The 26343-nt window shown below is 69.7% G+C and carries 20 protein-coding genes; 7 read left to right on the top strand and 13 right to left on the bottom strand.

The window, feature by feature from the left end:
• Positions 1 to 38: 38 nt before the first annotated feature.
• From ACGFQ9_RS35860 to ACGFQ9_RS35870, 3 genes are all read right to left on the bottom strand, one after another.
• Positions 39 to 1007, bottom strand: coding sequence for a tellurite resistance/C4-dicarboxylate transporter family protein (locus tag ACGFQ9_RS35860; protein WP_393579830.1), 969 nt, complete (start codon positions 1005 to 1007; stop codon positions 39 to 41).
• On the bottom strand, positions 1004 to 1690 hold the full coding sequence (locus ACGFQ9_RS35865; protein ID WP_393579831.1) for a histidine phosphatase family protein: 687 nt from the start codon (positions 1688 to 1690) through the stop codon (positions 1004 to 1006). The genes ACGFQ9_RS35860 and ACGFQ9_RS35865 overlap by 4 nt, the downstream gene beginning before the upstream one ends.
• 100 nt (positions 1691 to 1790) lie before the next feature.
• Positions 1791 to 3932 carry an MMPL family transporter gene (locus ACGFQ9_RS35870; protein ID WP_393579878.1) on the bottom strand — a complete coding sequence of 714 codons (2142 nt, stop codon included), beginning with the start codon at positions 3930 to 3932 and terminating at the stop codon, positions 1791 to 1793.
• Between the two features lie 195 nt (positions 3933 to 4127).
• On the opposite strand from ACGFQ9_RS35870, the gene ACGFQ9_RS35875 reads away from it, so the two are divergent.
• Entirely contained in the window at positions 4128 to 4721 is a 594-nt protein-coding gene (locus ACGFQ9_RS35875; protein WP_393579832.1) for a class IV adenylate cyclase, read from the top strand.
• 297 nt (positions 4722 to 5018) lie between these two features.
• Entirely contained in the window at positions 5019 to 5531 is a 513-nt protein-coding gene (locus ACGFQ9_RS35880) for an ATP-binding protein (RefSeq protein ID WP_393579833.1), read from the top strand.
• A gap of 243 nt (positions 5532 to 5774) precedes the next feature.
• Here the strand turns inward: ACGFQ9_RS35880 and ACGFQ9_RS35885 are convergent, their stop codons facing one another.
• Entirely contained in the window at positions 5775 to 5915 is a 141-nt protein-coding gene (locus tag ACGFQ9_RS35885) for a hypothetical protein (RefSeq protein ID WP_393579834.1), read from the bottom strand.
• A 402-nt stretch (positions 5916 to 6317) separates the two neighbouring features.
• On the opposite strand from ACGFQ9_RS35885, the gene ACGFQ9_RS35890 reads away from it, so the two are divergent.
• Positions 6318 to 7055: a helix-turn-helix domain-containing protein gene (locus ACGFQ9_RS35890; RefSeq protein ID WP_393579836.1), complete on the top strand. Its 738-nt coding sequence runs from the start codon at positions 6318 to 6320 to the stop codon at positions 7053 to 7055.
• A gap of 193 nt (positions 7056 to 7248) precedes the next feature.
• Positions 7249 to 8637 (top strand): 8-oxoguanine deaminase, encoded by a 1389-nt coding sequence (locus ACGFQ9_RS35895; protein ID WP_393579837.1) that lies wholly within the window; start codon positions 7249 to 7251, stop codon positions 8635 to 8637.
• A 105-nt stretch (positions 8638 to 8742) separates the two neighbouring features.
• Here ACGFQ9_RS35895 and ACGFQ9_RS35900 read toward each other — a convergent pair whose 3' ends face one another.
• Both ACGFQ9_RS35900 and ACGFQ9_RS35905 read right to left on the bottom strand, forming a co-directional pair.
• On the bottom strand, positions 8743 to 9339 hold the full coding sequence (locus ACGFQ9_RS35900) for an NADPH-dependent F420 reductase (RefSeq protein WP_393579839.1): 597 nt from the start codon (positions 9337 to 9339) through the stop codon (positions 8743 to 8745).
• Positions 9340 to 9383: 44 nt separating this feature from the next.
• The gene (locus ACGFQ9_RS35905; protein WP_393579840.1) at positions 9384 to 10214 is read right to left on the bottom strand and encodes a 3'(2'),5'-bisphosphate nucleotidase CysQ; all 831 of its coding nucleotides are present in this window, start codon (positions 10212 to 10214) and stop codon (positions 9384 to 9386) included.
• A gap of 139 nt (positions 10215 to 10353) precedes the next feature.
• Here ACGFQ9_RS35905 and ACGFQ9_RS35910 point away from each other — a divergent pair, with 139 nt between their 5' ends.
• Complete coding sequence (locus ACGFQ9_RS35910) at positions 10354 to 11259, top strand: LysR family transcriptional regulator (RefSeq protein WP_393579841.1); 906 nt, start codon at positions 10354 to 10356, stop codon at positions 11257 to 11259.
• A gap of 770 nt (positions 11260 to 12029) precedes the next feature.
• Here the strand turns inward: ACGFQ9_RS35910 and ACGFQ9_RS35915 are convergent.
• The 5 genes from ACGFQ9_RS35915 to ACGFQ9_RS35935 all read right to left on the bottom strand — a co-directional run bounded on the left by ACGFQ9_RS35915 (position 12030) and on the right by ACGFQ9_RS35935 (position 21678).
• Positions 12030 to 12818 carry a hypothetical protein gene (locus tag ACGFQ9_RS35915; protein ID WP_393579879.1) on the bottom strand — a complete coding sequence of 263 codons (789 nt, stop codon included), beginning with the start codon at positions 12816 to 12818 and terminating at the stop codon, positions 12030 to 12032.
• A gap of 115 nt (positions 12819 to 12933) precedes the next feature.
• Entirely contained in the window at positions 12934 to 13533 is a 600-nt protein-coding gene (locus ACGFQ9_RS35920) for a DUF488 family protein (RefSeq protein WP_393579842.1), read from the bottom strand.
• A gap of 735 nt (positions 13534 to 14268) precedes the next feature.
• Positions 14269 to 19578 (bottom strand): sacsin N-terminal ATP-binding-like domain-containing protein, encoded by a 5310-nt coding sequence (locus ACGFQ9_RS35925; protein WP_393579844.1) that lies wholly within the window; start codon positions 19576 to 19578, stop codon positions 14269 to 14271.
• Between the two features lie 526 nt (positions 19579 to 20104).
• Positions 20105 to 20503 carry a hypothetical protein gene (locus tag ACGFQ9_RS35930; protein WP_393579845.1) on the bottom strand — a complete coding sequence of 133 codons (399 nt, stop codon included), beginning with the start codon at positions 20501 to 20503 and terminating at the stop codon, positions 20105 to 20107.
• Between the two features lie 26 nt (positions 20504 to 20529).
• Entirely contained in the window at positions 20530 to 21678 is a 1149-nt protein-coding gene (locus ACGFQ9_RS35935; RefSeq protein WP_393579846.1) for a magnesium and cobalt transport protein CorA, read from the bottom strand.
• 147 nt (positions 21679 to 21825) lie between these two features.
• Here ACGFQ9_RS35935 and ACGFQ9_RS35940 point away from each other — a divergent pair, with 147 nt between their 5' ends.
• Both ACGFQ9_RS35940 and ACGFQ9_RS35945 read left to right on the top strand, forming a co-directional pair.
• Entirely contained in the window at positions 21826 to 22995 is a 1170-nt protein-coding gene (locus tag ACGFQ9_RS35940) for a winged helix DNA-binding domain-containing protein (RefSeq protein ID WP_393579847.1), read from the top strand.
• Between the two features lie 116 nt (positions 22996 to 23111).
• Complete coding sequence (locus tag ACGFQ9_RS35945; protein ID WP_393579849.1) at positions 23112 to 24653, top strand: AMP-binding protein; 1542 nt, start codon at positions 23112 to 23114, stop codon at positions 24651 to 24653.
• A gap of 96 nt (positions 24654 to 24749) precedes the next feature.
• On the opposite strand, the gene ACGFQ9_RS35950 is transcribed toward ACGFQ9_RS35945, so the two are convergent.
• Entirely contained in the window at positions 24750 to 25241 is a 492-nt protein-coding gene (locus ACGFQ9_RS35950; RefSeq protein ID WP_393579850.1) for a glutathione peroxidase, read from the bottom strand.
• A gap of 166 nt (positions 25242 to 25407) precedes the next feature.
• A complete protein-coding gene (locus ACGFQ9_RS35955) occupies positions 25408 to 26142 on the bottom strand; it encodes a hypothetical protein (RefSeq protein ID WP_393579852.1) in 735 nt (244 codons plus the stop codon).
• Between the last annotated feature and the right edge of the window lie 201 nt (positions 26143 to 26343).

A 26343-nucleotide genomic window follows, 5' to 3' on the forward strand; every position in this document is an offset into this window, starting at 1 on the left:
CGCTCCGCCCGCTACCCCCGCCGGGCCGCCGTCCCGGCTCAGGTGCCGGGACGCGTCCGGTCGGCCGCCGCCGGGGCAGTGCGGTTCCGGCGGGACCGGACGAGGCCGTACGCGGCGGCGAGCCAGGCGGCGCAGGAGACCCACAACAGCACCTGCCCGAGCCCCTTCGGCCAGGACACTCCCGCCGCGTCCGCCGTCGACAGGCAGGCGACGGCCGTCATGCCCATCGGGAACACCGTGGCCCAGCGGCGTACGTCGTAGTCCAGCCGGGGCCGTACGGCCTCACCGCACGCCAGTACGGCGTACCAGGCCAGGGACACCCAGAGGAGCACGAGGGTGACCGTCCGCAGCGCGGTGTACGCGGTACCCGACCACACCCCCGAGGCGAGCAGCTTGGAGCCGGCCAGGGCCGAGATGGCCACGGCCCCGCCCGCCACCCACTGGTCGCCCGCCCCGGTCAGCACCTGCCGGAGGTCGAAGCGCGCCAGGGCGTTCCCGTACAGGGCCAGACCCAGCAGGAGCAGCACCAGCCCCGCCCGCGCGAGCCAGTCTCCGAACCCGGGCGCGAGCACGGCGGACAGCACCACCAGGGCCTGGGTCGCCACGCAGACGAGGAACACCCCGCCGGGCATCCGCCGCCCGAGGTGCCGCAGTACGGTCGTCAGCAGCACCGGCCACACGGCGGCGGCGAACACGAGCAGGGCCACGGCCACCGGGGCCGCCCCCAGCAGCTCGAAGCGGACGCCGAGCACACAGGTGGCCGCGACCGAGGTGAGCGCGGGCGGGGTGTCCGCCCGGGCCCGCCAGCTGCGCCGGTCCTGGAGCAGCAGGGATACGAAGCCGATGGCCAGCAGGACCCAGACCAGCACGGCGAGGGCGAAGACGACCACGGAGGAGGCCTCGTGGCCGATGAGGTGCAGACCGATCGAGATGATGCCCGTGGCCATCACCACGGAACCGGCCACCGGAGGGACGTCCGCCCATAGGTACGGGCCGGGCGCGCTCACTCGGGCTTCCCGACGGCATTGCCCGTCCCCGTCCCCGTTCCCGTCCCGGTCCCTGTTCCCGTCGCCGTTCCCTTTCCCGGCCCGGGGGCGACCTGTTGGTTCCATCCGGCGATCACGGGCAGCCCGTGCTCGGTCGACAGCCGCCCGACCGTGGCCGTGGCGAGCAGGAACAGACGTCCGTCTTCCGGCGGCAGCCCCAGGTAGCGGGCGGTGAGCACGCGCAGCAGGTGGGCGTGTGCCACCAGGACCCCGTCCGCCGAGCCGGGCACCGCCTGCGCCGGGCCGATCCGCCGCAGCACGCGGTCGGCGCGACGCCCCACGTCCTCGGCGGATTCCCCGGGGCGGCCGTCCGCCTGCGCGGGCACCCCGTCCCGCCACAGCGACCAGTCCGGCCGGGACTCCCGGATCCCGGCCGTGGTCAGCCCCTCGTAGCCGCCGTAGTCCCATTCACACAGGTCCTCGTCGGCCTGCGTGGGGTGCAGTCCGGCGAGTTCGGCCGTCCGCCGGGCCCGCTGCAAGGGGCTGATCAGTACGAACGCGAGGTCGCGGCCCGCGAAGTACGGCGCCAGCGCCCTGGCCTGGGCCTCCCCGCGGGCCGTCAGCGGCAGGTCGGTCCGTCCGGTGTGCCGCCCGGCGGCGCTCCACTCGGTCTCACCGTGCCGGACCAGCAGGAGATCACCCATGGCCCCACGCTAACGGCCGTGCCCCGGCCCGACCCGGCCGACAGACCGGGACGGGTGGGGCAGTCGGACGAACTGGGGGGTCATACGGCCCGGATGGATGTCATACGGCCCGGACGGGGGTGAGGTCCCGGTCGGCGCCGGCTTCGCCGGCTGGCGGCAGGTGGTCGTCATGGCGCCTGAACAGCCTGCTCGGCCACCACATCCAGCGCCCCACGTCCAGCGTCAGCGCGGTGACCAGCACCGAGCGGACGACCATCGTGTCCAGCAGTACGCCGAACGCCACCGCGAACCCGAGCTCGGCCGCGAACACCAGCGGCAGCGAGGCCATCGCCGCGAAGGTGCCGGCCAGCACCAGACCCGCCGAGGTGATCACACCGCCCGTGGCGGACAGGCCCAGCAGCGCACCCTGCCGCGTGCCGTGCACGAGGGTCATCTCACGCACCCGCGTGACCAGGAAGATGTTGTAGTCGATGCCCAGGGCGACCAGGAACACGAACGTCAGGAGCGGGAACGACGCTTCCGCCCCGGCGAAGCCGAATACGTGCTCGAACACCACGCTGCTCACGCCGATGGCCGCCCCGAAGGACAGCACGACCGTGGCCATCAGCAGCAGTGGCGCGACGATCGCCCGCAGCAGCAGCGCGAGGACGAGGAACACCACGAGCAGGACCAACGGGATGATCACCCTGGAGTCGCGGGCGGCCGCCTCCTGGGTGTCGAGGATGACCGCCGTGTTCCCGCCGACCTGGGCTCGCGCCCCCTCGATCCCGTGCACCGCGGTCCGCGCGGCCTCCACGGTGCGCATGGCGCCCGTGCTGCCGGGAGTGTCCTTCAGCTCCGCGAGCATGAGCGCCTCGCCGTCCTTGACCACCGGCACCGAGACGCCGGCGACCCCCGGTACGGCGGACAGCACGGTCCTCACCCGGTCCGCCGCGGCGGCTCCGGCCACGACGTGCACGGGGTCGCCGGACCCGGCCGGGAAGTGGCGGGACTGGATCTCCTCGCCGACGGCCGACTGCGGCTTCGTCGTGAACTGGTCCTTGCTGGAGAGCCCGTCGGCCGTGAGCCCGAACACCCCGGTCGCCATGACCCCGAGCACCAGCGCGGTGCCGATCCACACGGCCCGCGGCCGGGCGGCGACGGCCGTGCCGACCCGTGCCCAGACGCCGCCCCCGTCCGCGCCGGCCGATCCGTACGACGGCTTCACCGGCCAGAAGATCCAACGGCCGCAGACGACGAGCAGGGCCGGCATCAGGGTGACCATGGCGAGCAGTCCGACGAGCACGCCGACGGCGCAGGCCGGGCCCAGCCCCTGAGTGGAGTTGAGGGTGGCGAGCATCAGCAGCACCAGGCTGACCGCGACGGTCGCCGCACTCGCGACGATCGCGGGACCGGAGCGGTACAGGGCCTCCGCCATCGCTTCGTGCCGGTCCTCGTGCCGCCGCAGCTCCTCCCGGTACCGCGAGACGAGCAGGAGCGCGTAGTCGGTGGCGGCGCCGAACACCAGCACTGTCAGGACGAAGCCCGTCTGCTTGTTGACGGTGAGTCCGGCGTGCTTCGCCAGCAGGTAGATCACCGCTTCCGACGTGACCAGGGCACCGCCCGCGGTCAGCAGCGGCAGCAGGGGCAGCACCGGGCTGCGGTAGGTGACGAGCAGGATCACGACCACGACGGCCGCGGTGATCGCCGTCAGCCCGCCCCCGCCGGCAAAGGCGTCGATGGCGTCGGAGGCGTTCCCGGCCGGCCCGGTGACGTGGAACCCGAGCCCGTCCGTGCCGCCGCCCGCACCGGCCGGCTCACCGGCGCCGACCTTGCCCATCGCGTCGACGACCTCGCCGATCCCCTCCCAGCCCGTCCGGTCCTTGCGTATCTGGACCACGGTCTGCATGGCCTTGCCGTCCTGGGACTTCACCGGTCCCTGCGGCTGCCCCACGACGTTCCCGATCCGGCCGAAGGCCGCGGCGTCCGCCCGGGCCTTGGCCATGTCGGCATCGGTGATGCCCTCGGGCCGGTCGTAGACCACGATCGCGGGGAGGGTGTCCGCGGGCAGGAAGCGCTGGGCCCGTTCGACCACCTTCGTCGACTCGGCGTTGCCGGGCAGCCAGGCGGAACTGTCGTTCTCCTCCACCTCGCCGAGCTTGCCGGCCAGCAGCAGGGCCGGAACCAACAGCGCCACCCAGAGGGCGAGGACGACCCATTTCGTCACCCTGCCCGCGGGCAGGGCAGCCAGCCTGCGCACCATGGTGAACTTCTGCGTGGCCGAGTCTGCTTGGGCGTCGGCCGGAGGGTGGTACATCGGAGGACCTCCCGTTGTGGATGCGTTCACAGCGCAGAGGCCGCAGGCCCGCGGAGTGTGACACCACTTCCCGAACTGTGACCCACGTCTCACATCCGGCCGGCCGTGCCCCTCCGTTCACCGACAAGGGAAGAAGGACTGATGAAACACGAGTACGAGGCGAAGTTCCTGGCCGTCGACGTCGCCGGCCTCCAGGACAGGCTCACCGGGCTGGGCGCCGTCCAGGCGTTCCCCCGCACCCTCCTCACCCGCAGGATCTTCGAGAACGACCACCTGGACGACGGTGCCTGGCTCCGCCTGCGGGACGAGGGCACCCGGTCCACGCTCACGCTCAAGCAGGTCACCGACTCCACCGCGATCGACGGCACCACCGAGATCGAGACCGAGATCGCCGACCCGAACGCCATGGCGGACATCCTCCGGAGGCTCGGACTGCGTGAGGTCCGCTACCAGGAGAACTACCGCGAGGAGTGGCACCTGGGCGAAGTCGCCTTCGATTTCGACACCTGGCCGGACCTCCCCACCTTCCTGGAGATCGAGGGCCCGGACGAGGCCTCGGTCCGCCGGGCCGCCGCCCTGCTCGAACTCGACTACGCCGAAGCCCGGTTCGGCAGCGTGGACGAGATCTACAAGAGCGAGGCCGGCCGCGACATCCTCGCCGAACCCGCCCTCCTCTTCCCGGACGCCGAGAAGGCCGGCCGAACCCCAGGGGCGGAGGCCGGTGCCGGCACCTGAAGGCGATCGGGGCTGGTTCGCGGGAACCTGGAGGAACCTCCGGAAAGCCATCTGCACGGGTCGATCGACGGGTGGCTGTTGACGAATGGAGGCGGAGTTCCTACATTTTTGGTAGGCCGCTTATGGAATCTTGATTCCATCCAGCGGAAACATGGGGCGGACCTGTTCTTGCAGGATCCGTCGGTCGGGCGACGATTCCGCCGCCCGGCAGGGTCGTCCCAGCGTCACGATGCTCACCGCATTTCGGTCGGCGCTCCCGGGCCCGAAGCCACCGTCAGGTGTGTGGAGGGCCGACAGATGCATCACCGGGCAGTGTCCGCCTGCGTCGAGATCCGCAGCGATGAGAGAGCCGCCGGTGCGGCCCGCCGCTTCGCCGCCGCCAATCTCGACGCGTGGGGTTGTGCCGATCTCAAGGACGATGCCGTCCTGATCTGCAGTGAGCTGACCACCAATGCCGTCCTCCATGGCCGCGCGGTACCCGGGGCGGAAGACGAGTCCGTCCGCCTGCGCCTGAGGTGGCAGCCGTCAGGCGTTCTCGTCATCGAGGTCGAGGATGATTCCCCCGACTCACCCGCACCACGCGAATCCGGGGCATTGGCTGAATCCGGCCGCGGGATTGGCCTGGTGGCCGTCCTGGCCGATCGGTGGGCGTATGGGCCGGGTGGGGGCGGGCGGGGCAAGAGGGTGTGGGCCTGTCTCCGGCCGAGTCGGGCGTCGGCGGGCGCGGCCGGCGGCGCTTCGGATCGACTCGCAATTGGAGGAAGCTCCAGATTTGAGGCTCACGCGCATCGATCGCGCGGGAGGGATTGACGAGGCGCGGGGCGCTTTCTACATTCCGTTCAACGCGGAAATTCGATTCCGCATCATGGATCCCCTCATGGGTCGGACCTGTCACCTCAGCTCCGGCAGGTGGACGACGGCCGTCGTCCGCCAGGGTCGTCCCAGCGTCACCGCGCTCGTCTCACAGCTCGGTCGGCGTTCCCGGGCCCGAAGCCACAGCCGGATGTGGAGGGCCAGCAGGTGGAACGCCAGATGTCAGTCGAGTCCAAGACGTCACGTCATCCCGTAGACGAGGTGCTGCCGCCTGGTCGGGATCTTTCCGACCGCCTTCCCGCGCTTCTGCCAGGCCCTTCCCGAGCGGCTCGCGACCGTGTCGAGTTCGGGTATCTCGGCGGGCTGCCTGGTGGCGGTCACGCTGAATCTGCTCTTCAACCACATAGGCCACGAGCGCGATGTCTCGACCGCGCCCGGGCCGCTGAAGCCGGCCGGCCACGGGGAGCAGAGCCGATCGCGGCCCCCGAGCAGGTGAAGGACGTGAGCTGACTTCGGTCAGCAACTCCCCGGCATTTCGCCACGTGCCCCCGCCGGTCCCGGCGGTGCTGGGCAGTGGCATCACTCCCGGCGGTCCGACCGCCATCCTGTCGAACCTCTTGTTCCGGCTCACCGATCGCACGGAGCTGGATGCCGTCGACCGGGAAGGCCTCGCGGACGTCGAGGGAGACCGGGGAACCGCACCGTCCGCCGACCGGATTCGACCAGACCGCCGTTCCGCGGAGCCTCCGTGGCTCTGCGAGGCCCCACTGAGGTGACCCCCGCATGTCCACACCCCCCTTCTCTCCCGCCGAGGCCCGCGCGGCGCGCCTGCGGATGGGGATGACCCGCGAACAAGTGGCAACCGAAATGACCCAGTTGGGAGTATGGCTTCGCCCGCAGCGGGTGAAGGCATGGGAGCTGGGCACAAGAGTGCCGTCGGAGACCGAGCTCTTCGCCCTCGCCGACGTACTGTGGTGTCCGACCCCCGTGCTGATGTCCCTACGTCCCAGGACACTTGGGCACCACCGCCTGCCCAGGCAGCTCACCCGGGAACGGCTGGCCCACCGGATCGGGATGGAGATCCACGCGTACGCCAGGGCGGAGACAGAACGGCGCCGGCACGGCGAAGAGCGCCAGACCCGGGCCCTGGCATGGGCATTGGGGACGACTCCCGAACACCTGCGGGAGACCATCGGCCGGATCGCCGAAGTCATCCGACTGCTGGCGCAGGCCGTGGAGAGCCGTTGGAAGAGCCGGCTCGCGCCACTCGCGGAACTCGCCGAGGTCGACAAGCGACGGGTCCAGTACGCGCTGGGAGTGCTGCGCCAGGAGTACACGCGGATCACCGAGCGCTACATGGGCCATGTGGTGGCCGGCAGCGCAGAGGCAAGACTGCGGGAGATCGCCGACGAACGCGCCCGATGGCTGACCCGCTTGCCGGAGCACTTCTGGGAGTTGGTGGGCCACGCCGACGTCGCCGCTCTCCCCGTGCTGTCAGGCCGTGGGTCCGCATCCCGGTGACCTGACCGGCCTGTGAGCCGCTGACCGGGCCGGCATCCCGCTTCGGCGGGTCCGGGCGGACGGCTCGTCCGCCCACACACACCTTCACTCTCTCGGCACCCGTGCCCGACCGGCCGCGGTACTCACCTGCTCCCGGGGGCCTGCCGTGCCCTCCCGTCATATCCGAACATCCGAAGAAGAAGGACACACCGTCATGGCACCATCGTCAGCAGCCCGGCGCACCGTGATCGAGAACTGTGCGATCGCGACCGTCGACGCCCTGGACACCGAGTACGCCTCGGGCCACGTCGTCATCGCGGGCAACAGGATCGAGTCGGTCGGCCTGGGCAAGGCTCCTGAAGGTCTCACGGACGTGGTGCGGCGCATCGACGCCACCGGCCACCTCGTCACCCCGGGCCTGATCAACACCCACCATCACTTCTACCAGTGGATCACCCGCGGCCTCGCGACCGACCACAACCTCTTCAACTGGCTCGTCGCCCTCTACCCCACCTGGGCGCGCATCGATGAGGAGATGGTGTACGCGGCGGCCCAGGGCTCCCTCGCGATGATGGCCCGTGGCGGCGTCACCACCGCGATGGACCACCACTACGTCTTTCCGCACGGCTCCGGTGACCTGTCCGGCGCCATCATCGGCGCCGCCCGCGACATGGGCGTCCGCTTCACCCTCGCGCGCGGCTCCATGGACCGCAGCGAGAAGGACGGCGGCCTGCCGCCGGACTTCGCCGTCGAGACGCTGGACGATGCCCTCGCCGCCACCGAGGAGACCGTCAGGAAGCACCACGACGCCTCCTTCGACTCGATGACCCAGATCGCGGTCGCCCCCTGTTCCCCCTTCTCCGTCTCCACCGAACTGCTCCGCCAGGGCGCCGAACTCGCCCGCCGCCTCGGGGTGCGGATGCACACCCACGGCTCGGAGACCATGGAGGAGGAGAAGTTCTGCCACGAACTGTTCGGCATGGGTCCCACCGACTACTTCGAGTCGACGGGCTGGCTCGGTGAGGACGTGTGGATGGCCCACTGCGTCCACATGAACGACTCCGACATCGCCGCCTTCGCCCGTACGGGGACGGGCGTCGCCCACTGCCCCTCGTCCAACGCACGGCTCGCCGCCGGTATCGCCCGCGTCCCCGACATGCTCACGGCGGGCGTGCCGGTCGGCCTCGGCGTCGACGGCACCGCCTCCAACGAGTCGGGCGAGCTCCACACCGAACTGCGCAACGCGCTGCTCATCAACCGTCTCGGAGCCCACCGCGAGGCCGCTCTCAACGCCCGCCAGGCCCTGCGTCTGGGCACCTACGGCGGTGCCCAGGTCCTCGGCCGCGCCGACCAGACCGGCTCCCTGGAGCCCGGCAAGCTCGCCGACCTGGTGCTGTGGAAGCTGGACACCCTCGCCCACGCCTCCATCGCCGACCCGGTCACGGCCCTCGTCTTCGGCGCCGCGGCCCCGGTCACCGCGTCGTTCGTGAACGGGCGTCAGATCGTCGAGAACGGGCGGTTGCTGACCGCCGACGAGGACGCGATCGCGCGCTCCACCCGGCACGAGGCCCAGCGCCTCGCCCGTACCGCCGCCCTGGGCTGAACCGCATCAACCAGCGGCGATGTTCCTTCGGGGACGGCCGCGGCTGGGGAGAATCCGGTGAGTACGAGGGCCCGGGCCTGCCGGAGCTTGGGGTGCGGGGTCCGGTCAGCGGGTGATCGAGATCGCGAAGGGGGCGAATCCGCTGGAGCGGATCACGTGGGGTACGAACAGGATCGCGGCCTCCGTTGCTCGGGCGGTCCGGATCCCGCCGAGGTCGGTGATCCATTCGTCGTGCCAGCCGAGGTCGGTGAGGAGTTCGCGGACGGTCCGCTTGGCCCCGGGGTCCTCGCCGGAGAGGTACACGGTGGGCGTCTGGGTGAGCGCGGCCGGGGCGGTCATCACCGGGAAGAGCATGGTGTTGAGGGTCTTGACGACATGTGTTTCCGGGAGTGCTTCGTGGAGTTGCTCGGCGAGGCTCGAGCCGGGGTAGAGCAGGTCGGCGGGCAGGCCGTCCGGCCCGTCGGTGGTGGCGTTGGAGACGTCGACGAGGAGGGTGCCGCGCAGTTCGTCGCGCAGGGCGGCGAGCCGTTCCAGGGAGCCGGCGCCCGGGGTGGCGTTGATGACGATCCGGGCGCGTCGGGCGGCGTCGGCGGCGGCGCCCGGTGTGCGGTCCGCGACGGTCACCTCGTGCCCCGCGCGGGTGAGGGCGGCGGCCAGCTTGCCGCCGACACGGCCGTTTCCGAGTACTGCGATGGCGGTCATGAGGGTGTGGTCCCTTGTCGTGTGTGCGGGTGGGTGGTGTTCGGTCAGCGTGAAAGGGTGGCGACGGCCTGGGTGTGGACGCCGGGTGCGGCGGCCAGGAAGCCGGCGCTCTTCGGGGTCCAGGGGCGGCCCTCGGCGTCGGAGATCCGTCCGCCGGCCTCGGTGACGAGGAGCGCGCCGGGCAGCAGGTCCGCGCGGGCGCCGGCGAACTGCCAGAAGGCGTCGAGCCGGCCGGCGGCCACGTTCAGCAGGTGCAGGGTCGCGGGCACGGCGACGCGGACGACGAGTGCGCCGAAGAGCATCGCGGTGATCGAGGAGCCGACGCGCCGGACGACGTTCTCGTCCTCGTCGGGCCGGGCCTGGCTGGTGGCCACGACGCTCAGGCCGAGGTCCGCGGTCCGGGAGACGTGCAGGGGCCGGCCGTCGAGGTGGGCGCCCGCGCCGGTGAGCGCGGTGTAGGTCTGGCCGGTCAGCGGCAGGTGGACCGCGGTGAGCACCGGCTGGTTGTCGCGCACGAGGGTGGCCGTCACCGCCCATTCGGGCAGGGCGTGCAGGTGGTTGACGTTGCCCTCGGCCGGATCCACGACCCACCACTCGCCGGACGGCAGCGCCCCGCCGTCCAGCTCGTCCTCCACCCATCCGGCGTCCGGGCGCAGGCTCGTGAGGCGGGGGCGCAGGATGCCGAGGGCCGTGTCGTCGTTGGCGGCGAGCGCACTCATCAGCTCTTCGCGGGTCTGGTAGGGGACCACCTCGCCGAACCGCTCGCGCAGTGCCGAACCGGCCTTACGCACGGCGGCCGCGGTCTGGTCGAGCAGGTCGGCGTCGGAGACGGGGACGGTGACGGTGACGTCAGTGCTCTGAAGCGTTTCGGACATGGTGGAACTCCCGTCTGAGCAAGGGGTGATGAAGAGGATTTCGGCCAGGCCGTGCGCTCCGTCCTGCGCCGTGGTGACGACGCTACGCACCCCCTCCATTAACATCAAATGCATGTCAAGCACGGCTGGGATTACTCCCATGCAATTGGATTTGAATCTGCTCACCGCGCTCGACGCGCTGCTGGAGGAAGGCAGCGTGGCCGGGGCGGCCGCACGCCTGCACGTCACCGCCCCCGCGATGAGCCGGAGTCTGGGCCGTATCCGGCGCACCACCGGGGACCAGATCCTGGTGCGCACCGGCCGCACCATGACCCCGACGCCCTATGCGATCGCCGTCCGGGAACAGGTGCACGAGCTGCTGCACCAGGTCCGGGGTGTGCTGGCACCGAGCCGTGAACTCGATCCGGCAACGCTGGAACGCACCTTCACACTCCGCTGGCACGATTCCCTGGTCGCCCTCAGCGGCCCCGCACTGCTCGCGGCCGTACGCGGACAGGCGCCCGGCGTGCGACTGCGCTTCGTCGCGGAATCGAGCACCGACACCCCCGAACTGCGACGCGGCGAGGTCGATCTGGAGGCGAACGCCAATCGCCCGAGCGCACCCGACATCCGCGCCGAGCACGTGGGCGAGACCCGCCTCGTCGCCGTCGTGAGGCAGGGACACCCCCTCACCCGCGCCCGAACCGTCACCGCACAGCAGTACGCCGCCGCCGAACACGTCACCGTCTCGCGACGCGGAAACCTCAGCAACGCCGTCGACGACGCCCTCACTCGGCTCGGCCTCACCCGCCGCGTGGTGGCGGCCGCCCCCACGGAAGCAGCCGCGCTGGAGTTCGCGCGCGGCACCGACCTCCTGATCACCGTCCCCGAGATCACCACACGCACCGCGGCCGCCGGCCTGGGCCTGGCCGTACTCCCCCTGCCGCTCGAACTCCCCTCGGCACCGGTGTACCTGTCATGGCACCAGCGCTACGACACCGACCACGCCCACACCTGGCTGCGCGCACTGGCGCGAACCGCACTGGCCACATGCGGAGCGTCATAGCCGACGCCGCACGGCCGCTTCACCGGGACCCGTCCACACTCCAGGCTCACCCCACAGCCCGGCCGGGTCACTCCCTGAGCACGCAGCCGGCCACCCACCGGGGGCGGCCTCTCCGGCAAGACCACCTGCCGAGTGGATCGCCGCCACGAACTTCACCGACACCGACAAGGCGCCCGGTGAGGGCGCCGGCGGAGGAGCCGAGATTGGAACTCGTGAGGGTCGCTCCCAAGACGCCTTCCAAGGACGGAGCTGAGACCGCATCGCGCAAGTGAGTGGTCTCGTGGCGATGCTGGTCTTCCGGGCTGACCTGATTCTCCGCAGGAGGTCTGACGGTTCTTGGCGTTCACGGGAGCGAGGACGCTGGGCCGGCTATAGCCAGTCGCGCTTCTTGAAGATGACGTACAGGCTCACGCAGACCGCCGCCATCAGCAGGATCGCGAAGGGCTGGCGGCCCAGGCCGAGATCTTCTTGAAGTCCTAGCCTTCAAGCTGCTGACCTGCGGAAACCGACTGATTAGGTGCTCTGACCTGCGATGATCCGCCTTTCTGGCCCCTTCTCCGTACGTCCGGTTGATGCGGTCGATCCTCCCCAACCGCTCCCCAACAGGGCTTCATTCTCCCCAGTGGAGGCCGCCCCGGAAGGGGGATCGCCGCTGGTCGGGACCGTGAGCTGCGCGTCATGACAGGCTATGCGACGTAGTGGCAGCGGGGTAGGAGCAGGCCAGGCCGCGGCTTGCTCCGGCGGTGCTCGCGGTTGGGTGCGACAGCTCGTTACAGGGAGAACAAGCCCTCCTGGATCCCGCCCGCGACCACCGATCGTTCGGGGTAGAAGAGGCCGAGCAGCATGAAGGTCCTGGGATGGGCGGCGATGTTGCCGACGAAGAGGTGTACGGCGCGCTTCGGCGTCACCATGCGCTCGTACCAGCACTCACGTAGCTTCTCGAGGACGTCGGCCTCACCGTACTTGCGTAGGAACTTCCGGTAGGACTCGCCAGTCTCCCAGTCCCTGAGGGCCATGTCGTGGCTGGGGCAGTTATCGTCCGCGTAGCGGAAACGGTAGCGGAATTCCAAGGGGACCCACTCCAGGTGTCGGAGGCCCTGGTCCAGAAGGTCCATCTGATCGGCCATGGCGGTTTTGGAGGCGGGCCAAGGCTCAGCGGGGGCGAGCCGGAAGCCTGTGATCTCAGCCGGACGGAAGACGCCGAGTGAGGTCCGGTTCGTCTCCTGGTCTCGTTTGATGGCGCATAGTGAGGGTGCGACCAGCGGCTCCACGCGTGCGTACCGCTGCCGCCAGCCGGGGGAGGGCGGTATCCGGTCGAGCACCTTAAGCGTGTCGAGGTTCGGACGCAGGCTCTCCGGGCGTCGGTCGCCCTGATGTGTCCGGACGTCGACCTCGACGACCGAGTACTTGGCGAACTGTGCTTCCTCAGCCAGCAGCCGGAAGGGGATCGGGAAGAGCCGTACGTGCTGTGGTTCATCCTGGTCCAGTCGTATGCCGGCGACGCAGCTGGTCTCCCGGTACTTGGTGGACAGTTCGGGATAGGTCTTGACAGTGATCATGATGCGTGCGCGCTGCCATGCTCCGGTCACGGCGCCCCCTTCGCCCAACACTTCGTCAGATTGGACGGGAGGCCGTCGCCTTGGGCAAGGGTGCGTGTAGGGCGGAGGGGCGAAGTCAGGCCAACGGCATCACAGTTACGTCGATGCGCTTGCGGATCGCAGTCAGCACCACATGGCGGTGGCAGCGGCTTTCGTCCTGTTCGAAGCACAGCACGGCTACGCGGCAACGACTCGCCCGCTCGGTCAGGTGGTCCAGGTCCGCCTGGGCAGCGTCTGACCGCAGCAGGCTGCGGAAGCGGGCCCGGCCCACGCTGAGGCGGCCATCCCAGAATGGTGCCCTGTTGTCCTTGGGGTTCCCCAGGGCGCGGAAGTGTGTGTACTCGATGCCAGCCTCGGCGAGTGCGTGTCCGAGGCGGGTCTTGCTGAAGCCTGCCTTGCGGCTGATCGGGGTCAGCCGGACGTCGGCCACGACGTCGATTCGGCTCTCGACGAGGGAGGCGACGAAGGAACTGATGTCCCGACCTTCGTAGCCGGCGGACCACAGTCCAGGTGCGAGTCTGGGCGGACAGAAGAGGTCGTCCAGGGAGACTTCCAGGGCCGCGGCCAAGGCGCCGATGGTGAAGAAACCTGGCTGGATCGCGCCGCCGCTCTCTACCCGGGCGAGGGTTCTCGGCTGGACGCCGGCCCATGGCTGCGCCGTCTCTTGAGTACACACCGGATCACGACAGGGCCCGGAACCTGGCCGAGCAATTACGCGCCCACCGAGAGGCCAGAGGATGGAGCCGTGAGCGGCTCGCGAAGGAGGCCGTGATCCTAACGTCCCCACGCCAGGCGCTTCCATGGTGTCGGCCAGCTGCACCTCGATCGGTGGGCAACTGAGGGAAGGAGGGGTCCGTAACAGCGGCGATCCCCGACCGCCGAGCTCTCCTCCGACTGCCAGTCGCCCCGCGAGTGCACGTAGGTGCCGGGGAGGTCCCACGACCGCCGCCGGGGTTTCCGGCAGGAGCCTGGGACATTCTGCTGGGTGACTTGCTGCGCCTTGACGCGTCTAGGAAGGGTCTGCCGCTGACTGTCTGACACGTTAAACCGTCGGCCTTGAAGCATCTAATCCGTTGGCAAGTTGCGTGGTTGTGAGGGTGACAGCCGCCAGACAATGCTGCGCGGCTCCAGAACCCCAACATCGGTGCGCGCACTTGGCGCTGTCTGTGCCGCCGGGGCCTCGTGATAACGGGCATGGGGTACGCCCGTCTCATGCCCGAGGCCGGAGGCAAGGGCCGCGCGGCAGTCGATGCGGTGCTTGGCACGGTGTTCGAGGGTGCGCCTCGCTAGCTCGTTACGGCGCCAGAAACGGGCGGCACGGTGCAGGCGTGCCGCCAACATCTGAGAGCTGAGGAGGTTACCTGTGTTGCCCGACTGCCAGGAGACGGCGTAGTCCTCCACAGGATTCGGTCTAACCCCCTCCCAGCGGGGAGCACTGGTAGCGCAACCCTCGGCTCGCGATCCTGAACCGGTCACGGCCCTGTGCGGAGAAGGGGTTCGGCAGCTCGAAGACCCTGCGGTCCAAGGGGGCGAGGGCGGAGGTGATGAGCAGAATGCGGTAGCGACTTCCACGCGCGTGGCGGCGGGCTGTTTCCAGCTCGGAGGGTCCGAACTCGAACTCAACTCGATCGGCGGCGGGTTCGCTGAGGGCCTTCACCTCGAAGAACCGGCTCGTGTCGCGCCACTCGACTTCGAAGTCGTACCCAAGGGCGTCGGACGCTTCGCCAGCGCCGTTGAGGACCGCGGCGTACCCGGATGTCCAGCGCACGTTGCCATACCGGCGCTGGAGCCATGCGCGGGCCGCCACTTCTCCGACGAGGCCGATGGCCGATCGCTGGTCCTCGTTGGTCTGAGTCATCTTTGCCACGACAATGCGCGGCTTCCGGGAACCCTGGCCGGTGCGCGGTCGTGGCACGTCGACCACGGAGTCCAGGCGCACCCTGCCACTCTGGGCTAGGAAGGTCTCGCCGATCGTCCTTGCCGCGAGGTCCGCGATGACGGAGAGATGGTCGCGTCCCACTGTGACCTCGTCGTCCCCGATGGTGATCGTGCGCGGCGGAATGCTGCTCGGACCGCCAGAGCCCTGGGTCCGCTTGGTCGCGTGGGCCAGATGCGCCTGGGTCAGGCCCAATCGGGCAAGTTCCGTAGTCTTCGGCATGCCGTCCGGCCACCCGACTGCGTGTTGCACGGCATCGAGAAGCCGTTCCTCGTTCAGCTCCACCAGGTCGCTCAGTCCGGTCTTGTCGATGCCGTTCTTGGACTCCATTAGTACGGCGTTGCGCCACCCGGCGGGAGCCTCGACACCATGCTGATGACACCACGCGTGGACGAGCGGGATCAGTCGCCCCACGAGAGCGGAGATCGCCGCAGCGTTGAGCTCGCGAAGCACACCAAGGGGTTGGAGGAGTCCCGGCCTGTCCAAGTCGTCTTCGGCACCGTGCCTGCGTAGCCACTCCTGTGCCTTGGCGCGCATCACCTCGAGCGGCGGAGTCATGTAAAGGTCCAGCCAGTCCCTGTCTGGGCTGAGGCTATGGAGCCCGCGGGCCGCCACGTAGGGAGAGAAGTCGCCGTCCTCCTCGACTATGACGGCATAGCGCTCGCGCAATCGTTCGACAAGTGCGTCGGTGTGGGCGCGTACGAAGTCACCGAAGGCCTGTTCGTGGCGTTCTGGGTAGGTGTAGGGGGAGTATCCGGGGCCGAGCATGGCGAGTGCGGTGTTGAACTGCCTGAAATCGAGGCGCAGTTCGTCGCGGAGTTCGGCGGGCGTGGTGGAGGTGCGGGCCAGAGCGACGAGGTCGTCCGACGGGATGGGCAGGTCTGGTGCGTACCGTTCGACGATCGTTCGGAGTTCGGAGTCGTTCGCGGCGCGAGCCAGCAGGTGCTCTGCCTCCTCGTCCCAGCTGGAAGCAGCGACGCAGGCCAGCACGGGACGGATCAGCCGTATGGCTTCCTGCACGTCGTCAGTGAGGTGGCGCCTGATCTCGGTGACCTTCGCCTCGGTCGTGTCCAGGGCATGGGCGAGGGCACTGTCGTCGATCTGGCTGGGCAGGTGGCCGTTGAAGTACCGCTCAAGTTTCACCAGGATGAGCTCGAGGGCGTCCTGCAGCCAGGGGCGGCCGAGGAGTTGGGCGACGGCGGGCGTCGCCGCTTGGAGCTCGTCCCAGCCCTCGGTACTCCTCCAGACCACCACGGTGGGGTGGTCTTCGTCAGGCAGCGGAAGCGCCCGGGTGGTCGACGGGGGTTCGGTCGGGGTACCTGCAATGGCAATCTCCACATCGTCGGCCTGAACGACGCGGATGGTGCGTAGCCGCTCGAGTGCGGCGCGTACGCCCCGTTCGCTGCGTCGTACGAATGCTCCGGACTTCAGTTCCATCGCGAGTGCGACGACGGTGACCAGCCATTCCCTGCCTTGGACGAGTGCAGCAGCCTCTCCGGCGGGGGTGATCGGGACGCCGTCGCTGTGCCTGACCTGAACGTGGGTGGCAGACGTGCGCTCCACCCTGAGCTTGTTTCGTTCGGCCATCTGGACGATCACCCCACCGTGTTCCGCGGGGGCGACGAGGACGGGGTGACCCGCCAGCTCGATGAGCGCCTCCTTGAGGGGGTCCTCCTGGTCGCGGACGTAGAGAGTGTCTACACCAACGGAGGCGGCGGAGGACATCAGGGTGCCCAGGGCGTTGGTCCGGCTAACGGCCAGCTGGACGTCCTCTCCGGGTGCCCATGGCCAGACTCCCGTCTGGGCAACCTGTGACCAAGCCCGCTCATAGTGGCGCTTGAAGGAGACACTGAGGTATTCGGGGACTTCGCCCTTGCCGAGCACGACCCCGAGCTGACGCACCGCCGCCCCTGCGTGCTGCGGATCGTCCCATCTGCGCAGGCCGAGATGGAGAAGGCGCTCGGCGACCACCTTGTCGGCGAGGAGCCGTCGAATCGACAACGGCAGCGCGGGGATGAAGGCGGGGAGTTCACCGTCGGTGCTGAACCACGCCTGGCGGGGAGCTGTGAAGACGGGGCCGCTCGAGTGCTCGACCGGGAGCCAGTCCAGGTCCCGGAGGAATGAGGCGAGAGGAGTCGGCCACACGTTTTCGTCCTTGAAGGAATACGTGGGCCTGTGTACGGAGAATGAAAACATCTCTTGACCCCAGGTGCGGAGCCCGTGGATGAGCAGTTCTGCAAACTCACGCCGTGCGGCATCGGTCAGCGCGGCGGCCTCGCTTCCCCCAGTGAGATGGACAGGTGCCCGCGTGAACTCGTAGGGCGTCCATGGGTGGGCGAACCTGGTCCATCGTGTTTGGACGTCGGCGACCCAGGCGGCGGCGACGCGGTCCCCCAGTCCAAACCGGACCGCGAGGCGCGAGGGCCCCAGGTCGTTGCCGTAGCAAGGCTTGATCCTCTCGCCCACGCGGGTCGGCCGAAGGCCGTCGCACACACCCAAGGCCTTGAGGAACTCGACCCAGCTGGTCCTGTCCTGGAGGGGAATGGGCCAGTCATCCGGCCCGCTGATCCACGAGTCCCTCTGAGAGGCCAGGGCAGGAATCCGGGTGCCTCCTTCGTTGAGGAAGCTGTCGAACTTCAACGCTCCCTCAGTGCCCCAGGTGGGCGGGAACGAGCACTGCACCGCCTTGCCCCAGACGTTGGTGGCCAGCGGGACCCGGAAGGGAATACGGGGCAGCCGCTTTCTCTGGGCCTCGGTGAGGACCGGGTACTGCCGGAAGGCGAACGTGAGCACATCGCGGCTGAGCGCATCGGAAATATGCTCGGACAGTAGGTCCTGCAACGCGTCGAAAACCCGGTCCGACTCGTAGTGGCGCACGAGCCGGTGGCGCTGAAGGAAGTCGCGCCCGAGGACGTCCCAGGCGATCGCCGGGTGGGTGAAGGCGATGCGACGCCGCAGAGCCTTCAGGTCGCTGGGGACCTGGGTCGCGGAGTTGCCGCCTGTCGTGTCGGGGTAGAAGAAGACGATCTCGCCCTTCTGGGGCGAGTCGGTCACGCCGTTGAGGGTGCTTCGCAGTCGCATGCTCTGATCGAGAAGGATGCGGCGTCCGCGGAGGGCTTCCGGATCCCTCGCGAAGGCGACGGCGATGTCGCCGTAGAAGTCGCCCCACAGAGGGCCGGCGGTCATCTCGTCCTCGCGCGGCAGCGTCGTGGCCACGCGTTCCACCCATTCGGCCGTCAGCTGTGCCGGTGCCCGGAACGGTGTGGACAGGAGTGTCCTGCACAGCTTGTCGAGTCGCGTTTGGCGGACGGGGCCGACAGAGGTGCCGAGCAGGGGCGCCCCTGCCTCGGCGAGTGCGTCTGCGGTCAGTACCCGCCAGGGGCGCTTTCCCTCCGGCCACGCATAGGAATCCCTGAGGGAACCCCAGGCCACCTGACCGTGCAGCGGGACGACCGGTTCGGTGTCGAGCTTCCCGTCCAGAGCTGCGTTCAGCCGGTGCGGCACGTCCCAACTGACGAGGTCTACGACGAGGTCGGCGGCTACAAGGTGCGGTGCCTCCGAGCGAATGCGCCGGCTCAGTTCCACCGTCAGGGCTGCGACCTGCGTGAGGAGGTGGTCGTTGAGGGCCACCGACTCGCTGATGTCGAGTCGTGCCAGTTTTGTGAAGAAGGGGGCGTGGACATGACCGGGGAAGGGGGACCGGACGGCAGCGGCCATGGGGAGGAACGTGTACATGCGGCCGTGCGGAATTTGGGTGTCCAGCCGGAGGGCCACTGCTACCCACGCTTCAGCGTTCCAGTTCTCCCAGGCGGAGTCGATCTGCCGGGCTCGTACACTGCGGCTGACCGCATCGCGCAGGGCGGCGGCCTCCAGAGAGCGGCGCGCCAACAGGTAGCGGCCGGCCCCGGCGAGGTCGACTTCCGTGACCCAGTCGGTGTCGTGGGTCGCGACGAGCCCCGAGGTACGCTCAGAACGCGACAGGACGTGTGTGAATGCATCCGGGGAGTCGTCGCGAACCTCTACGACCAGTGCGGCCACCCGGTCGAGGAAGAGCAGGAGGGGCGCCTCGCCGTCCACCATGTCGCTCATCTGTGCGACGGCGAGTTCCCATGAGTGTGTGTCCCGCAGCGGCAGGCGTACAACCGTAGAGAACCCCTCCGCTGCCAGCTCCTTGAGTAGGGGATCCGTGACGTCGGCCGGCACGGGCAGCGCGAGGGGAGAGATGTCTTCGATCACCCGGGACGCGAGAGCCGGATCCTTTACCAGGGCGTGGACGTCCTCGGGGCGCGCGAACCGGAAGCAGTAGCCGTCGAAGACCGGGGAGCTTGGGGAGGCCTTCGAATAGATCTCTGGCCAGTCCGTCAGCTGCAGCACACTACGGAATCCGAGCCCCTTGTTCCCGATTCCCTCGCCTGCTGTCTTGCTCGATAGAGCTACCTCGGTGATGGCACGGAAGTTCTTCTCGCCGAAGGCGGCACCTTCGTTGGCGACGTACAGGACGCCGCCGGTCTCCTCGGAGACTGCTAGGACGGAGATGCGCCCCGGACGGTCACCGCCGAGTGCGTCGTGCCCGTTCTGGACGAGTTCGAGCACAGTGCGCCCCTCGTACTCTTGGGCGGTGTCCTCGCTGACGGACTTCAGACTTTCGGCGAACCGCCACTCCTCGCCAGCGCTCTGGTAGATCTCGATCCGCCGTCGCGTAAGTGCGATCACGATGTCTCGGAAGTCGCCGCCCGCGGTGTCGTGCGTCGTTGTGATGGCTGTTCCCCTCGTTCCCCCAGGCACATCCCTGTGTGTACCTGCCGGGCGCTGAACCCGGTGGTGCCATCAAAGCTGATTGCGGATCACATCATTGGAGATATCCGCATTCTGGGCTGCGGGACGGAAGCACCGCACGGTCGACTGATGTTGGTTGGGCGTTCGGCGGCGTCAGTGTCGCCGAGGAGAGGGAGTGAGACGGTCGGCCGGGTGGCGCTTCGGCCGGGAGGGCGGGTGTGGGGCGCGTACCCAGGACCTCACGGTCACGCAGCTTGTCGAGATCGAGGCGGCGGACGCCAGCGAGTTCTTCGAGGAGGTCGGTCTGGGACGGCTACTGGCTGCACCAGCATGCTGTACTGGAACACCGGCACCACCTGCGTTGGCACGCGGAATACCAAACAGCGGGGCCGGTACCAGCAGGAGGGACCGGCCCTCGGTCTTCCCCCGAACGACGGACACAACGATGCCCGCCATCGAAGAGACACCCGGTCACCAGCCCAACATCATTCCAGTACCCACGGGATCACCCCAGGCCCACGACACGGTGAGGTTGTCACTCCGCGGTGGCGGCCTCAACGTCGTCGGCGTGCCGGGCGAGTGCCTGCCCGAGGTCGGCGCGGCCTTCGCTGCCCGCTTCGGAGGCTTCCAGAACGGCCTGAGCCTGTTGGACGACGCCAGCCATCCGGTAATCCGCGGCGTGCACAAGGCTGTCAACGAGGGTCGGCAGGATTTTCCGGGCAGCGGGGTGGCCAGGGGCTTTCGCAGCCCGGGCGGCGACCCTGCCAGGAAACGCGATGTCCGGGTTGATCGTCACGGTGCGCAAGGTGCGGTCCAACCAGCTGGTGTTGTCGAGACCTTCCACGAACGCGAAATGGCCGGCCCCAAGCAGGTGCGCGCCAGAGGTTCCGGCGGGGGGCTCGGCAGGGCACTTCTGGACGTTCGCGATAGCCAAGTTGGTCAATCATCCTGACGTACTGGCTATAGCCAGTCGCGCTTCTTGAAGATCACGTACAGGCTCACGCAGACCGCCGCCATCAGCAGGATCGCGAAGGGGTAGCCGGCCGCCCACTTCAGCTCCGGCATGGTCGCGAAGTTCATGCCGTAGATCGTTCCCACCAAGGTGGGTGCAAACAGGATGGCTGCCCAGGCAGAGATCTTCTTGATTTCTTCGTTCTGTTCGAAGCCGGCTTCGGCCAGGGCGCGCATTTCGGCGTTCTGCTGTTGGGAGACGAGGGTGGCGTTGACCGTGAGGATTTCGGTGAGGGCCTGGCGGAAGCCGTCCACGCGTTCGCTGGTGTGGGTGACGTGGTCGGCCACGTCGCGGAGGTAGCGCTGGAGTTCCTCGTCCGTGCCGTACTTGGCGAAGCCGGCCATCAGGCCGTGGAGCATGCCGACCAGGGGGCGGGTGGCGCGTTGGAACTCGACCATCTCGCGGGAGAGTTCGTAGATGCGGCGGGATACCTCGGGGTCGCCGCGGAAGACCTCGGTCTCGATCTCGTCCATGTCGTTCTGGACGCCCGCGACGACCGGGGCGTAGCCGTCCACCACCGCGTCGAGGATGGCGTAGAGGACGGCCTCCGGGCCCAGGGAGAGGAGGTCCGGGGAATCCTCCATGCGGCGGCGGACCGCGGAGAGGTCCGGGGCGGCGCCGTGCCGGACCGTGATGAGGAAGTCCGGGCCGAGGAACACGTGGAGTTCGCCGAACTCGACCTCCTCAGGGGCGTCCAGATAGCGGGCGGCGCGGAGGACGACGAACAGGGTGTCGCCGTAGCGTTCCAGCTTGGGGCGCTGGTGGGCCTCCAGGGCGTCCTCGACGGCCAGCGGGTGGAGGTCGAACTCGCCCGCGAGGGAGTGGAGTTCCGGCTCGGTGGGGCGGTGCAGGCCGATCCAGGCCATACCGCCCCGGGTTTCGCGGAGCACGCGGAAGGTCTCCGCGAGGGTGGTGGGGGAGGCGACCCGCCGGCCGTCGCGGTAGACGGCGGAGTCGATCACGCTGGTGAGGTCGGGATCGGCGGGCGAGGTCTCGGCCGACGGTGCCGGGGGTGTGGCAGCGGGGGGCGCGGGGCGGCGCCACGCCGTCCGCTTTCCGTTCGGCGTCGCGGGGCGGTGCTCTCGGCGCTCCGACATTGCTGCCCGGTTCCTTCCCTGCGGGATCTCCCTCGTTCTGCCTTGCTGTACGCAGCAGCAGGATACGGGGCCGGGGGGCGGCAGGCTTTCCGGGATTCCGGGCATTGAGGACAGATGCCGACCGCAATGGTCGGTAGCGTTTCGGGTATGGCCTCCAGGACGAATCCGGTACTCGGTCCCCGCGCGCTGAACCGCGCCACCCTCGCCCGGCAGCTGCTCCTGCGGAGGTCCGGGATGTCCGCCCGTGATGCCGTGGCCCATCTCGTCGGGCTCCAGGCGCAGAACGTGAAGCCGCCGTACTTCCAGCTGCACGCCCGGCTCGACGGCTTCCGGCCCGAGCAGCTCTCCGGGCTGATGGAGTCCCGGCAGGTGGTGCGCATGGTCACCATGCGTTCCACCATCCACACCCACACCGCCGAGGACGCGGTGGCCCTCCGGGCCCTGGTCCAGCCGGCCCGGGACCGGGAGGTCGCCTACTTTCGGAAGGGGCTTGTCGGTGTCGACCTGGACCGGCTGGCCGTGATCGCGCGGGAGCTGGTCGGCGAGCGGCCGCGGACCATGGCGGAGATCCGCGCGGCGCTGGCCGTGCACTGGCCCGAGGCCGATCCGCAGGCCCTTTCGGTCGCCGCCCGCTGCCGGCTGCCGCTGGTCCAGGTGACACCGCGGGGCCTGTGGGGGCGTAGCGGCCAGGTCCGGCTGGCGCCACTGGAGCAGTGGCTGGGGGAGGCCACCGTAGCGACAGAGGGCAGGGAGGAGGGGGCTGTCGGGGTTGTAGGGGCTGTCGAGGGTGTCGAGGGTGTCGAGGGTGTCGTGCTGCGGTATCTGAATGCCTTCGGGCCCGCTTCCGTCAAGGACATGCAGACCTGGGCGGGGATCACCCGGCTGAAGGAGGTCTTCGAACGGCTGCGGCCGCGGCTCGTCTCCTTCCGTGACGAGGCCGGCACCGAGCTGTTCGACCTGCCCGGCGCGCCGCGGCCCGACGAGGACACTCCGGCCCCACCGCGTTTCCTGCCCGAGTTCGACAACCTGCTCCTCTCCCACGCCGACCGCACCCGCGTCGTACCCGCCGGCCACAAGGGGCGTATGTGGAAGGGCAACCAGGCCTACTGCACGCTGCTCGTCGACGGATTCCTGGCCGGGCTGTGGCGGCTCGACGAGGAGCCGGCGGGGGACGGGCGGGCCGAGCTCACCGTGGAGTTGTTCGAGCGGGCGGGGAGGGGACGGGCCGAGGAGATCGTTGCCGAGGGGGAGGCGCTGCTCGCCGGCATGACCGGTGCGGGGCGGACCGCCGTCCGGTTCGGGACCGTCGCCCGCTGACGTTCCCGTCAATGCCGGGCTGACTGACGCGGCACTGGTGACGCGTGCGTCCCGTTGGGCACGATGGTTCCGGCTGTTCCGCCGTTCTCATCGCTCCGGACTCAGGAGAGACACGTATGCGGGTACCCATGACTGTTGCCGACTTCCTGGACCGGGCCGAGCTCGGCTTCGCGTCGAGCCCGGGGGTGATCGACGAACCCGACCAGCCGGCACCGCCGGTACCGGCGGCCACCTACGGACGGCTGGGCGAGCGGGTCCGGGCCTGGCAGGCGGGCCTGGACGCCCTGGGGGTCGGCGAGGGCGAACGGGTGGCGGTGGTCAGCCACAACTCGGCGCGACTGCTGGAGCTGCTGTTCGCGGTGCCGATGAGCGGGCGGATCTGCGTACCCGTCAACTTCCGCCTCAGTCCGCAGGAAGTGGAGTACGTGGTCCGGCAGTCCGGCGCCTCGGTCCTCCTCGTCGACCCCGAGCTCGAACCGGCCCTCTCCGGAATCGGCGCCCGCCACCGGTTCGTGCTCGGCGAGGGGACCGAGTCCGGGCTGATGCGCTTCGGGGTGGAGCCGCGCCCCTGGGCCCGCCCGGACGAGGACGCCACCGCGACGATCAACTACACCTCGGGGACCACGGCCCGCCCGAAGGGGGTGCAGCTGACCCACCGCAACATCTGGGTCAACGGGCTGACCTTCGGCCTGCACACCCGCGTGTGGGAACGCGACGTCTACCTGCACACCCTGCCGATGTTCCACTGCAACGGCTGGGGCATGCCCTACGTGATGGCCGGCCTGGGCGTGAAGCAGGTGGTGCTGCGCAAGGTCGACGGCGCCGAGATCCTGCGCCGGGTCGAGGAGCACGGGGTCACGCTGATGTGCGGTGCCCCCGCGGTGTGGAACGCGGTGCTGGCCGCGGCCGGGTCCTGGGAGGGAGCGGTCCCGGGCCGCGACCGGGTGCGGATCGTCTGTGCGGGGGCCCCGCCGCCGAGCCGGATGATCCAGCGGGTGGAGGAGGAGCTGGGCTGGGAGTTCACCCAGATCTACGGCCTGACCGAGACCTCCCCGCTGCTGACCTTCAACCGGACCCGGCCGGCCGACGCCGCGCTGCCGGCGGAGGACCGGGCGCGCAGGCTGTCCCGGGCCGGGCTGCCGGCGCTCGGGGTCAAGATGAAGGTCTCCGCCTCGGGTGAGGTCCTGGCCCGCTCGAACGTGGTGCTCGACGGGTACTGGGACAAGCCCGAGGAGACGGCGGAGGCCATGGTGGACGGCTGGTTCCACACCGGAGACGGCGGCACGGTCGACGAGGCCGACGGGCACCTGACGATCTCCGACCGGAAGAAGGACGTGATCATCACCGGAGGCGAGAACGTCTCCTCGATCGAGGTGGAGGACACCATCTTCAGCCATCCGGCGGTCGCCGAGGTCGCCGTCATCGGAGTCCCGCACGAGAAGTGGGGGGAGACGGTCAAGGCCCTGGTCGTCCTGGTCGAGGGCGTGAAGGCCGAGGAGGCCGACATCATCGCGCACTGCAAGGCGCGCATGGCCGGCTACAAGGCGCCGACCACGGTCGAGTTCCGCGAGACCATCCCGCGCACCGCCACCGGCAAGATCCAGAAGTTCAGGCTCCGCGAGCCGTACTGGTCCGGGCGGGACCGGCAGGTGAACTGAGCCGGGCACTCGGGCTACGGGGGCTACCGGGGTCACCGGCGGTCCGGACGCCCATGGGCGCCGACCGCCGGTGGGGGCCGACCGCCGGTGGGGCACTCAGCCCGGAAGGTGCGCCTCGATCGCGGCGATGACCTCGGCGGACTCCGGCTCGGTGGTCGGGCGGAAGCGCCCCACGACCTCGCCCGCCGGCGAGATCAGGAACTTCTCGAAGTTCCACTTGATGTCACCGGCCTCGCCGTCGGCGTCCGGGGTCTTCACGAGCTCCTGGAACAGCGGGTGCCGGTTCTCGCCGTTGACCTCGGACTTCTCCAGCATCGGGAAGGTGACGCCGAAGCCGGCGGCGCAGAAGGTCTGGATGTCCTCGGCCGTGCCCGGCTCCTGCTCGCCGAACTGGTTGCACGGGACGCCGATCACCGTGAAGCCCTTCTCGGCGTACTTGAACTGCAGCCGCGCCAGACCCGAGTACTGCGGGGTGAGCCCGCACTGCGAGGCGGTGTTGACGAGCAGGATCACCTTCCCCTTGTACGGCGCCAGGGTGGTCGGCTCGTCGTCCAGGGTGACCAGCGGGATGTCGTACAGGGTGCTCAAGACGTCTCCTCGGCAGAAGAAGCGGCCGGGCGGCCGGGGGGAATTCCCCCGAACCATAGGCGATCATGCCCGGTGGTCGCGCCGGCCCCCTGTGCCCGCCGGGCCCCCTGTGCCCGCCGGGCCCCCTGTGCCCGCCGGGCCCGCCCGCCCCACGTGCCCGACCGCCTCACGCCCCCGTCGCGTACAGCACGTCCGCAGGGTCGTTCACCGGCTGCGGCATCCCGGTGAGGTCCATGACGAACAGCGGTATGCCCAGCTCGTCCGCGCGGGCCCGCGCCTCGTCCGTATAGCCGGCCAGGGCGAAGTACACGCTGGCCGCCGAGTGCGTCAGGCCGTTCAGCCAGACGCACTCCACCGCCCGCAGACCGGTCGGGGAGGTCGTCGGGTCCACCTGGGCGACGAGCCCGGGCGCCCGCAGGTCGACCGCCGCCGAGGGCAGCGGCCGCGCGTCCGGCTGCCGTACGTCGCGGAAGCCGAGCCAGCGCAGGTAGAGCGCGGCCGTGGCGACCGCGTCGCGGGCCGTACGGATGGTGACCGGCCGGAACGCCGGCCGCGGCACCGGCACGGACGGCGTCCCGGGCGGCGGAGGGGCGGCCGGGCCGGGCGCACCGGACTCCGCGACGGTCACGTCGGCCCGCAGCGGCTGGACGGGCAGCAGGGCGACCGTCCCGCATCCGCCGCAGCCCACCTCCGGCGCCGGCCATTCGCTCTCCCGGCCGCAGTTCCCGCAGCGGATCGCCACCCAGGTGTCGACCCAGGTGCGGTGCGTCAGCGGCTGGGCGCCGCGGGTGAGGTCCAGCGGAGGGACCACCGGGCTCCCGCAGGCGCACGGGAAGACCGGCGCGGTGTACCCGTTCTCGCGCAGACATGCCGGGCAGCGCACCGGGACCGCTTCCGCCATCCGTGCTCGCACCCCTCCCAGATCCCGGACGGTACCGGACCGTCGCTGTGCGTAGGTCCATGCTCCACCACCAGTGGCCGTCCGGGTGGCAGAGCCCGGGTTTTCGTGCAAGTCACGGAGCGAAAGGCGGCATTTGGTGGGTTCCGAGGTGCCTTCGCGCCTTGACGTGTGGGGAGGGGGCCCCTTAGCTTGTTTCGTATA

Origin of the sequence: Streptomyces sp. NPDC048603, assembly GCF_043199475.1 — a bacterium.
GTDB lineage: Bacteria > Actinomycetota > Actinomycetes > Streptomycetales > Streptomycetaceae > Streptomyces.